General features: G+C 69.9%; 10 protein-coding genes. 1 reads left to right on the top strand and 9 read right to left on the bottom strand.

What is annotated here, in order from left to right:
• From carB to pyrR, 6 genes are all read right to left on the bottom strand, one after another.
• Window positions 1–2,906 (bottom strand): carbamoyl-phosphate synthase large subunit (carB, locus tag ACRDSQ_RS04795; protein ID WP_431419125.1); only part of this gene is annotated, 2,906 nt, incomplete at its 3' end.
• Window positions 2,899–4,032, bottom strand: coding sequence for a glutamine-hydrolyzing carbamoyl-phosphate synthase small subunit (gene carA / locus ACRDSQ_RS04790; protein WP_431419123.1), 1,134 nt, complete (start codon window positions 4,030–4,032; stop codon window positions 2,899–2,901). The genes carB and carA, both read right to left, overlap by 8 nt.
• Window positions 4,025–4,567, bottom strand: coding sequence for a transporter (locus ACRDSQ_RS04785; protein ID WP_431419121.1), 543 nt, complete (start codon window positions 4,565–4,567; stop codon window positions 4,025–4,027). The genes carA and ACRDSQ_RS04785 overlap by 8 nt, the downstream gene beginning before the upstream one ends.
• Window positions 4,564–5,841, bottom strand: a complete 1,278-nt coding sequence (locus ACRDSQ_RS04780; protein WP_431419119.1) for a dihydroorotase — start codon at window positions 5,839–5,841, stop codon at window positions 4,564–4,566. The genes ACRDSQ_RS04785 and ACRDSQ_RS04780 overlap by 4 nt, the downstream gene beginning before the upstream one ends.
• Window positions 5,838–6,770, bottom strand: coding sequence for an aspartate carbamoyltransferase catalytic subunit (locus ACRDSQ_RS04775; RefSeq protein ID WP_431419117.1), 933 nt, complete (start codon window positions 6,768–6,770; stop codon window positions 5,838–5,840). Before ACRDSQ_RS04775 ends, ACRDSQ_RS04780 begins: the two co-directional genes overlap by 4 nt.
• Window positions 6,767–7,357 carry a bifunctional pyr operon transcriptional regulator/uracil phosphoribosyltransferase PyrR gene (gene pyrR / locus ACRDSQ_RS04770; protein WP_431419114.1) on the bottom strand — a complete coding sequence of 197 codons (591 nt, stop codon included), beginning with the start codon at window positions 7,355–7,357 and terminating at the stop codon, window positions 6,767–6,769. Before pyrR ends, ACRDSQ_RS04775 begins: the two co-directional genes overlap by 4 nt.
• Window positions 7,358–7,611: 254 nt before the next feature.
• Between pyrR and bldD the strand changes: the two genes are divergently transcribed.
• A complete protein-coding gene (gene bldD, locus ACRDSQ_RS04765) occupies window positions 7,612–8,100 on the top strand; it encodes a transcriptional regulator BldD (protein WP_018686187.1) in 489 nt (162 codons plus the stop codon).
• A gap of 70 nt (window positions 8,101–8,170) precedes the next feature.
• On the opposite strand, the gene nusB is transcribed toward bldD, so the two are convergent.
• Genes nusB through ACRDSQ_RS04750 form a run of 3 tightly spaced genes read right to left on the bottom strand, consistent with a single transcriptional unit; the run spans window position 8,171 to window position 10,288 of the window.
• Window positions 8,171–8,590, bottom strand: coding sequence for a transcription antitermination factor NusB (nusB, locus tag ACRDSQ_RS04760; RefSeq protein ID WP_431419111.1), 420 nt, complete (start codon window positions 8,588–8,590; stop codon window positions 8,171–8,173).
• A 1-nt stretch (window position 8,591) separates the two neighbouring features.
• Window positions 8,592–9,155: an elongation factor P gene (gene efp, locus ACRDSQ_RS04755; RefSeq protein WP_431419109.1), complete on the bottom strand. Its 564-nt coding sequence runs from the start codon at window positions 9,153–9,155 to the stop codon at window positions 8,592–8,594.
• A 38-nt stretch (window positions 9,156–9,193) separates the two neighbouring features.
• Window positions 9,194–10,288 carry a M24 family metallopeptidase gene (locus tag ACRDSQ_RS04750; RefSeq protein ID WP_431419107.1) on the bottom strand — a complete coding sequence of 365 codons (1,095 nt, stop codon included), beginning with the start codon at window positions 10,286–10,288 and terminating at the stop codon, window positions 9,194–9,196.
• Between the last annotated feature and the right edge of the window lie 70 nt (window positions 10,289–10,358).

Here is a 10,358-nt window from a genome sequence, read left to right as displayed (position 1 = left end):
CCCGAGGTCGGCAGCGAGCCGTAGGAGGCGGTCTGCGACTTGGCGAACGCCTTGCCGAAGGACACGTCGATGCCCATGACCTCGCCGGTGGACTTCATCTCCGGGCCGAGCAGCGAGTCGACGCCGTGGCCTTCCTTGGTGCGGAAGCGGTGGAACGGCAGGACCGCCTCCTTGACCGCGACCGGTGCGCCCGGGGGCAGTTCGGCGCCGTCGCCGTGCGCGGGCAGCATGCCCTCCTCGCGCAGTTCGGCGATGGTGGCGCCGAGCATGATCCGCGCGGCGGCCTTCGCGAGCGGCGCTGCGGTGGCCTTGGAGACAAACGGAACCGTGCGGCTCGCGCGCGGGTTGGCCTCCAGGACATAAAGCACGTCGTCCTTGAGCGCGTACTGCACGTTGAGCAGCCCGCGCACGCCCACGCCCTTGGCGATCGCCTCGGTGGAGCGGCGGACCGCCTCCAGGTCGGTGCGGCCCAGGGTGATCGGCGGCAGCGCGCACGAGGAGTCGCCGGAGTGGATGCCCGCTTCCTCGATGTGCTCCATCACGCCGCCGAGGTAGACCTCGTCGCCGTCGCACAGGGCGTCGACGTCGATCTCGATGGCGTCGTCGAGGAACCGGTCGACCAGCACCGGGTGCTCCGGGCTGACCTCGGTGTCCCGCTGGATGTAGCCGGCGAGGGTGGCCTCGTCGTAGACGATCTCCATGCCGCGGCCGCCGAGCACGTAGGACGGGCGGACCAGGACCGGGTAGCCGATCTCGTCGGCGATGCGCTTGGCGCCCGCGAACGAGGTGGCGGTGCCGTAATTCGGCGCGGGCAGCCCGGCCGAGGTCAGCACGTCGCCGAAGGCGCCGCGGTCCTCGGCGAGGTGGATCGCCTCGGGCTGGGTGCCCACGATCGGCACCCCGGCGTCGGCGAGACGCTGCGCCAGGCCCAGCGGGGTCTGGCCGCCGAGCTGGACGATGACACCGGCGACCGTGCCCGAGCGCTGCTCGGAGTGCACGACCTCCAGGACGTCCTCGAAGGTCAGCGGCTCGAAGTAGAGCCGGTCGGAGGTGTCGTAGTCCGTGGACACCGTCTCCGGGTTGCAGTTGACCATGACGGTCTCGAACCCGGCTTCGCGCAGGGCCATGGCGGCGTGCACGCACGAGTAGTCGAACTCGATGCCCTGGCCGATGCGGTTCGGGCCGGAGCCCAGGATCAGCACCTTCGGCTTGTCGTGCTGCGGCGCGACCTCGTTCTCGGCTTCGGGGTCGAGCTCGTAGGCCGAGTAGTGGTACGGCGTGTTCGCGGCGAACTCGGCGGCGCAGGTGTCGACCGTCTTGTAGACCGGCCGCACGCCGAGGCGGTGGCGCAGCGAGCGGACACCGTCCTCACCGGCCAGTTCGGGGCGCAGCGCGGCGACCTGGCGGTCGGAGAAGCCCGCCCGCTTCACCCGGCGCAGCAGCGGCTCGTCGAGCACGGGCGCGTCCATGACCTCGGCGCGCAGCTCGATCAGCGAGGCGATCTGGTCGATGAACCACGGGTCGATGCCGCTGGCCTGGTGGACCGCGTCGACGCTCGCGCCAAGGCGCAGGGCGCGCTCGACGGTGTAGAGCCTGCCGTCGTGCGCGGTCCGCAGGGCGTCGAGGGCGGTCTCCTGGGTCATGGTCTCCGGGTCGGGCCGGGTCCAGAAGCTCGCGTCCTTGGTCTCCATCGAGCGCAGCGCCTTGCCCAGCGCCTCGGTGAAGTTGCGGCCGATGGACATGGCCTCGCCGACGCTCTTCATCGTCGTGGTCAGCGTGGCGTCGGCGCCGGGGAACTTCTCGAACGCGAACCGCGGGACCTTGACCACGACGTAGTCGAGGGTGGGCTCGAACGAGGCCGGGGTCTCGCCGGTGATGTCGTTGGTGATCTCGTCGATCGTGTAGCCGATGGCGAGCTTCGCGGCGATCTTGGCGATCGTGAAGCCGGTCGCCTTCGACGCCAGCGCGCTGGAGCGCGACACCCGCGGGTTCATCTCGATGACGACCATGCGGCCGTTGCCCGGGTGGATGGCGAACTGGATGTTGCAGCCGCCGGTGTCCACGCCGACCGCGCGCAGCACGTCGATGCCGACGTCGCGCATGTGCTGGAACTCGCGGTCGGTGAGCGTCATCGCGGGGGCGACGGTGACCGAGTCGCCGGTGTGCACGCCCATCGGGTCGATGTTCTCGATCGAGCAGATGACGACGACGTTGTCCTTGCGGTCGCGCATCAGCTCGAGCTCGTACTCCTTCCACCCGAGCACGCTCTCCTCGATGAGCACCTCGGTGACCGGGCTCTCGGTGAGGCCCGTGGAAGCCAGCCGCTCCAGCTCGTGGTGCGTGTGCGCCATGCCGGAACCCAGGCCGCCCATGGTGAACGAGGGGCGGATGACTACCGGCAGGCCCAGATCGGCAACGGTCTCGCGGACCTCCTCTATCGTGTGGCACACGCGGCTGCGCGGGGTCTCGGCGCCGATGTCGGCGACGATGTTCTTGAACTTCTGCCGGTCCTCGCCGCGCTGGATGGCCTCGATGTCGGCGCCGATCAGCTCGACGCCGAACTTCTCCAGGACACCCTTCTCGTGCAGGGCGACGGCGGTGTTGAGCGCCGTCTGCCCGCCGAGGGTGGCCAGCACCGAGTCGACCGGGTGGCCCGCGTCGAGCTCGGCCTGCAGGACCTTCTCGACGAACTCGGCCGTGATCGGCTCGATGTAGGTCGCGTCGGCGAACTCCGGGTCGGTCATGATCGTCGCCGGGTTGGAGTTGACCAGGCTGACCCGCAGGCCCTCCTCGCGCAGCACGCGGCAGGCCTGGGTGCCGGAGTAGTCGAACTCGCAAGCCTGGCCGATGACGATCGGGCCGGACCCGATCACCAGCACGTGCTTGATGTCTTCGCGTTTAGGCATTGTCCTTACCGCCCATCAGAGTCACGAACTGGTCGAACAAGTCGGCGGCGTCGTGGGGTCCGGCTGCCGCCTCGGGGTGGTACTGCACGGAGAACGCGGGCACGTCGAGCGCGCGGACACCCTCCACGCAGCCGTCGTTGGGGCAGTAGTGGCTGACCTCGGCGGCGCCGAACGGGGTGTCGAAGCGTTCCCCCGCCTCGCCTTCGAGGGCGAAGCCGTGGTTCTGCGAGGTGATCGCGACCCGGCCGGTGGCGACGTCGATGACCGGGATGTTGATGCCGCGGTGGCCGTATTGCATCTTGTACGTCCCGCGGCCGAGCGCGCGTCCGAGGATCTGGTTACCGAAGCAGATGCCGAACAGCGGGATCCGCCGCTCCAGCACCGACTTGGTCAGAGCGACCGCGTGGTCCTGGGTGGCCGGGTCGCCCGGGCCGTTGGACAGGAAGACGCCGTCGGCCTCGATGGCCAGGATGTCGTCGAGTGTGGCCGACGCGGGCAGCACGTGGGTCTCGATGCCGCGCGCGGCCATCATCCGCGGGGTGTTGGACTTGATGCCCAGGTCGAGGGCGGCCACCCGGAAACGGCGCTCACCGTCGGCCTTGACCACGTAGGTCTCTTTGGTCGTGACGTCGCGCGCGAGGTCGGCGCCCGCCATCTGCTCGATCTCGCGGACCCGGCCGACCATGGTGTCGACGTCGGTCAGGTCGGCGCCGGAGAAAACACCGGCGCGCATGGCGCCGCGCTCACGGATGTGCCTGGTCAGCGAGCGGGTGTCGACACCGCTGATGCCGACGACGGCCTGGTCGAAGAGCACCTCGTCGAGGCTGCGGGTGGAGCGCCAGTTGGAGGCGATGCGGGCGGGGTCGCGCACGACGTAGCCGGACACCCACACCTTCGTGGACTCGTCGTCCTCGTCGTTCCAACCGGTGTTGCCGATCTGCGGGGCGGTGGCCACCACGATCTGCCGGTGGTACGACGGGTCGGTCAGGGTCTCCTGGTAGCCGCTCATCGCGGTGCAGAACACCACCTCGCCGAACGTGGTGCCGGTGGCGCCGAAGGCTTCGCCGCGGAAGACCCGGCCATCCTCCAGCACCAACGCGGCGGCAGTCCGCGTGCTCTTACTCACCGTGCGGTACCTCCGGGGTATTGGTCTTCAGGGCGCGGACAGCGGGCGCCCAGGTGTCGTAATCGGTCTTCTCGTCGGCCCGGAAGCCGGTGTCGAACCGGCTGTCGCCGACCGCCCAGCGGATCACGAGCAGGCCGTCGCCGCCCATGATCTTTCCGGCGATGCCCGCCTCCGTGCGCGCGTCCACGACCGACTCGGCGGGTATCCACACGGGACTCGCACCGGTCCGGTCGAAAAGCACGCCGTCGGTAAGCAGGTAGGCGGTCGCGTCGGCGCGGTAGCCGACGTCGCCCACGGCGACCCGGTCCTGCCAGCTCTTGTCCGTCACGGTGCTCGCGTAGACGCCCGTGCTCGGCGGTAGGAGTTCCTCGGTCTCACGCGAACGCACGCGATCGAGCAAGCCCGCGGGAATCTGCGGGAAGGTGGGCAGCACGGCGGCCTGTCGGCGGCCGCGGTTGCGGTAGCCCCACAGCATCAGCCCGACCAGCAGCAGGAAGATCGCCAGGAACAGCAGAGAGAGCGCGAGCCTGCTCATCGGGCCGCCTTCCCGTCGCGGGCGGTGACCTCGCCGCGCAGCAGCGTGGCGACCACCGCGCCCGGCAGCTCCATGCCCTCGTACGGGGTGTTGGCGGCGATGCTGGCCAGGTCGGCGCCGTGGACCGTCCAGCGGCCCGCCGGGTCGACCAGCGTCAGGTTCGCCGGTTCGCCGATCGCGATCGGGCGACCCTGATCGGGCAGCCCGGCGATCTCGGCGGGGCGCTCGCTCATCACCCGGGCGACACCGCGCCAGTCCAGCAGGCCCGGCTCGACCATGGTCGCCACCACGATCGGCAGCGCGGTCTGCAGACCGAGCATGCCCGGGCGGGCGGCCGACCACTCGCAGTCCTTGTCCTGGTGGGCGTGCGGCGCGTGGTCGGTGGCCACACAGTCGACCGTGCCGTCGGCCAGCGCCTCGCGCAGCGACTTGGCGTCGTTGGCGGTGCGCAGCGGCGGGTTGACCTTGTTGACCGGGTCGTAGGTGTTGAGCCGGTCGTCATCGAGAAGCAGGTGGTGCGGCGTGACCTCGGCGCTGACCTGGGTGCCGCGGCCCTTGGCCCAACGCAGCACCTCCGCGGTGCCCTCGGTGGAGACGTGGCAGATGTGCAGCTTGGCGCCCGCGTGCAGGGCCAGCAGGCAGTCGCGGGCGACGATGGACTCCTCGGCGACCGCGGGCCAGCCCGCAAGACCGAGCCGCGCGGCCGTCTCACCCTCGTGGGCCTGCGCGCCGACAGTCAGCCGCGGCTCTTCGGCGTGCTGCGCGATGACCACGTCCAGCGCCTTCGTGTATTCCAGCGCGCGGCGCATGATCAGCGGGTCGGCGACACAGAGGCCGTCGTCGGAGAAGATCCGCACCCCGGCCTTGGCCATGGTGCCCAGCTCGGCGAGCTTCTCGCCCTTGAGGCCCACGGTGACCGCGCCGACCGGGTGGACGTCGACCAGGCCGACCTCCTGGCCGCGCCGCCACACGTGCTCGACGATGACCGCGTTGTCGGCGACCGGGTCGGTGTTGGCCATGGCGAACACGGCCGTGTAGCCACCGAGGGCCGCGGCACGGGAACCGGTCTCGATCGTCTCGGTGTCCTCGCGACCCGGCTCACGCAAGTGGGTGTGCAGGTCCACGAACCCGGGCAGTGCGACTAAGCCGTCGGCCTCGATGACCTCGTCGCCTTCAAGACCAGTGCCGATCTCGGCAATGACACCGTCCCGGATCAACAGGTCTACGGGATCGCCTTCGCCATAGGGCTTGGCGCCGCGGATGACCAGGGTCATGAACCGTCTTCCTCTCCGGCCAGCAGGTGGTACAGCACGGCCATGCGGACGTGCACCCCGTTGGCGACCTGTTCGGTGATGGCCGCGCGCGGCGAGTCGGCGACCGCCGGGGCGATCTCCATCCCGCGCAGCATCGGACCGGGGTGCAGCACGACCGCGTGCTCGGGCAGCAGCCGCGCCCGGGCCTCGCTGAGCCCGTACGTGATCGAGTACTCCTTGGCGGACGGGAAGAAACCGCCGTGCATGCGCTCGGCCTGCACCCGAAGCATCATGACCGCGTCCAGCGTCGGCAACTCGGCGTCGAGTTCGTGGCTGACGTCGACCGGCCAGTTCTCGACCCCGGCGGGCAGCAGCGTGGGCGGCGCGACAAGGACGACGTCGGCGCCCAGCGCGGTGAGCAGGTGCACGTTGGATCGCGCGACCCGGCTGTGGAGAACGTCACCGACGATGGCGACGCGCCTGCCGTCGATCCCGCCGAGCCGGTCGCGCAGCGTCGCCGCGTCGAGCAAGGCCTGCGTCGGGTGCTCGTGGGTTCCGTCACCCGCGTTGACGACGCTGGTGCCGACCTCGGAGAGCCAGCCCGCGAGCCGGTGCGCGGCGCCCGAGGCCGGGTGGCGCACGATCACGCAGTCGGCGCCCGCGGCGGCCAGCGTGAGACCGGTGTCGCGAAGGGACTCGCCCTTGCCCACAGAGGACCCGCTGGCGGAGACATTGACCACGTCGGCGCTCATCCACTTCCCGGCGATCTCGAACGAGACGCGGGTGCGGGTGGAGTTCTCGTAGAACATGGTGATCACCGTGCGGCCGCGCAGCGTCGGCAGCTTGCGGACCTCACGGCCCAGCAGGGTCTTCTTCAGACCGTCGGCGGTGTCCAGGATGGCCAGCGCGGTTGCCGGGTCGAGGCCGTCGGTGCTCAGGAGGTGTTTCACTCGGAGCCCTCCGGCCTGCGCAGCAGAACGGCGTCGTGACCGTCGGTCTCGGCGAGCAGGACGGCGACCTCCTCGGATCGGGCGGTGGGCACGTTCTTGCCCACGTAGTCGGCACGGATGGGCAGTTCGCGGTGGCCGCGGTCGACGAGGACGGCGAGTTGGACCGCGCGGGGGCGGCCGGCGTCGCGCAGGGCGTCGAGGGCGGCGCGGATGGTGCGGCCGGAGAACAGGACGTCGTCGACCAGGATGACCAGGGCGTCGTCGATCCCGCCGGGCGGAAGCGCGGTCGCGCCGAGCGGGCGGGTGGGTTTGCGGCGCAGGTCGTCACGGTAAAGGGTCACGTCCAACGTGCCCACCGGGACCTGCACATCGGCGAATTCGGCGATCTTCGCGGCCAACCGCTCGGCGAGCGGTCCGCCGCGGGTGGGTACGCCCAGCAACACGACCGGGCTCGCCCCGGACGCGCCGAGGGCGGTCTTCTCGATGACCTGATGGGCCATTCGAGCGATGGTGCGCGCGACATCGCCGGCCGAAAGCAGCTCGCGCTGCCCAGCCGGGTCTGCCGCGCCGCGGTCTCGCGACGCCACAGTGGACTCCTTCCCCGCCTCACTGGACGGGCTTTAAAGGATGTCGATCAGCCCAGTTGACCTGGGCTCACGTCGACCGTATCAGGCCGATTCGGGCGAGCAGGCGGGTGGTCCGGGCCAGTTTCACCAGGTCTCCTGGTCCGATCAGCTTGACCTGGTGACAACTCTGGGTAACCATTACTCAGCGTGTTGATTTGAAGCTACCCGAGGCTGTCGCTTAGCGCCGTCGGGGCGAACGAACGGAGAACCGCCGCATGGGCGACTACGCCAAGGCGCTAGGAGCCAAGCTCCGCGCCATCCGCCAGCAGCAGGGGCTGTCGCTGCATGGCGTCGAGCAGAAGTCCGGCGGCCGCTGGAAGGCCGTCGTGGTCGGCTCCTACGAACGCGGCGATCGAGCGGTCACCGTGCAGAAGCTGGCCGAACTGGCGGACTTCTACGGCGTGCCGGTGGTGGAACTCCTGCCTGAGGGCCGGGTGCCGTCCGGTGCCGAGCCCGCCACGAAGATCGTGATCAACCTGGAGCGGCTGCAGCAGCTGCCCGCGGAGAAGGTCGGCCCACTGGCCCGATACGCGGCGACCATCCAGAGCCAGCGCGGCGACTACAACGGCAAGGTGCTCTCGATCCGCACCGAGGACCTGCGGTCGCTCGCGATCATCTACGACATGACCCCCGGCGAGCTGACCGAGCAGCTCATCGACTGGGGCGTGCTGCCTCCCGAGGCCCGCCCGTCCAAAGAGGATTGACCCGGCACAGTGAAACACCCGAACGCGCGCAGACGGGGATGCTGCGCGGTCGGGTGTTTTTCATTACTGCTTAGAGAGACGCACGCAGCCTGTCGGCGATACCGCCGATGCGGCCAAGCACGCCGTTGACGAACCGCGGCGAGTCGTCCGTGGACAGCGACTTGGCCAGCTGCACGGCCTCGTCGATGGCCACGGCGTCGGGGACGTCGTCGGCCCAGAGGATCTCGTAGAGGCCCAGCCGCAGGACCGCGAGGTCCACGGCGGGCATCCGGTCGAGCGTCCAGCCCTCGGCGTGTTCGGTGAGCAACTCATCGATGCGGGCCTGGTTGGCGCGCACACCCTCGACGAGCGTGATCGTGTAGTCGTTCACCGGGGCGACGTCCGGCGAGCCGACCCGGGTCGCCATCAAGGTGACCGGGTCGTCGCCTCGCAGGGCCGCCTCGAAAAGGAGGTCGACCGCGCGCTTGCGTGCCTTGCTTCGGGCTCCCACGTCAGCTGCTGACCCGGCCGAGGTAGCGCCCGTCGCGGGTGTCGACCTTGACCTTCTCGCCCGTGGTGACGAACAGCGGCACCTGGATCTCGGCGCCGGTCTCCAGCTTGGCGGGCTTGGTGCCACCGGTGGAGCGGTCGCCCTGCAGGCCGGGGTCGGTGTGCTCGATGACGAGCTCGACCGAGACCGGGAGCTCGATGAACAGCGGCGTGCCCTCGTGCGAGGAGACATTCGCGCTGCTGTTCTCCAGCATGTACTTCGCGGCGTCGCCGACGACCTCGGGCGAGATCGAGATCTGCTCGAAGGTGTCGCCGTCCATGAACACGTATTCGGAGCCATCGTTGTACAGGTAGGTCATGTCGCGGCGGTCGACGGTCGCGGTGTCGACCTTGACGCCGGCGTTGAACGTCTTGTCGACGACCTTGCCGGTCATCACGTGCTTGAGCTTGGTCCGCACGAAGGCAGGGCCCTTACCCGGCTTGACGTGCTGGAACTCGGTGACGGTCCAGAGCTGACCCTCAAGGTTGAGCACCAGGCCGTTCTTCAGTTCGTTGGTCGAAGCCACGAGCTAGATCTCCTGTGTTTCGCGCATGGGTGATCGTCCTAGACGACCATGAGCTGCTTGGTGGTCAAGGTGAGGAGCTCGGGTCGGCCATCCCGCACGACCAGCGTGTCCTCGATGCGGACACCGCCCTTGCCGGACAGGTAGACCCCCGGCTCGACCGTGACCGCCATGCCGGCGGAAAGTGTACCTTCACCGGTCTTGGCCAGGGCGGGTGCCTCGTGGATCTCGAGTCCGACGCCGTGTCCGAGGCCGTGGAGGAACTCCGCGCCGCGGCCGGCGTTCTCGATCACCTCGCGGGCGGCGGCGTCGACATCCTGTACTCGGGCTCCCGGTTTAAGAGCGGCGCGGCCGGCGGCTTGTGCGGCGGAGACCAGGTCATAGACCTCGCGCTGCCAGTCGGCGGGCTCGCCGAGCACCAGGGTGCGCGTCATGTCGGAGTGGTAGCCGTCGATGAGCGCGCCGAAGTCGAGTTTGACGAAGTCGCCCTGGTGCAGGACGGCGTCGGTCGGGCGGTGGTGCGGGATGGCAGAGTTGGCGCCGGTCGCCACGATCGAGTCGAACGCGGGCTTGCTGGCGCCGTGGTCGAGCATCCGGTTCTCCAGGTCGCGGGCGACCTCGCGCTCCGTGCGGCCCGCGGTGAGGCCGCCGTGCTCGATCAGGTCGGCGAGCGCCCGGTCGGCCGCGGCGCAGGCCATCCGCAGCGCCTCGACCTCGGTGTCGTCCTTGACCATGCGCAGCCGCTCGACCAGGTTCGGCGCCCGGGTGAACTTCAGCGAGGGGGCGGCCTCGGTCAGGGCGTCGAGGCCGTCGACGGAGACGTGCCGGCTCTCGAACCCGGTGCGGCGGTAGGTCGCGTCCTTGTCCGCCTTCGCGGCGAGGGCCAGCGCGCTGGAGCGGTCGATGAGGTGCTCCAGCTCGGGGACCTGCAGGCTCGCCTGCTCCACGTAGCGGCCGTCGGTGCAGAAGACCGTGCGCTCCTCGCCGTCGGCGTGCACAAGCAGCGCGCCGTTGGAACCGGTGAAGCCGGTGAGGTAGCGCAGGTTGAGCAGGTCGGCGACCAGCACCGCGTCGAGTCCCTGCTCCCGCAACAACTCGCGCAGAGCCCCCCGGCGGCGAACGTGGGCTTCAGGCATGAAAGGAGTCTACGGCGCGGGCCGCCGGCCGCATTCCCGCCAAACCGCGCCCAAGGGCATCGTGATGGCA

Origin of the sequence: Actinokineospora sp., from assembly GCF_050699995.1 — a bacterium.
GTDB lineage: Bacteria > Actinomycetota > Actinomycetes > Mycobacteriales > Pseudonocardiaceae > Actinokineospora.
The sequence above is the reverse complement of the archived record's forward strand: the minus strand, read 5'-3'. Positions and strand labels throughout refer to the sequence as shown.

Coding starts and splice junctions, on each gene's coding strand:
- ACRDSQ_RS04785 (WP_431419121.1), bottom strand. CDS start 4,567: ATGAGCAGGCTCGCGCTCTCTCTGCTGTTCCTGGCGATCTTCCTGCTG.
- ACRDSQ_RS04780 (WP_431419119.1), bottom strand. CDS start 5,841: ATGACCCTGGTCATCCGCGGCGCCAAGCCCTATGGCGAAGGCGATCCC.
- ACRDSQ_RS04750 (WP_431419107.1), bottom strand. CDS start 10,288: ATGCCTGAAGCCCACGTTCGCCGCCGGGGGGCTCTGCGCGAGTTGTTG.
- bldD (WP_018686187.1), top strand. CDS start 7,612: ATGGGCGACTACGCCAAGGCGCTAGGAGCCAAGCTCCGCGCCATCCGC.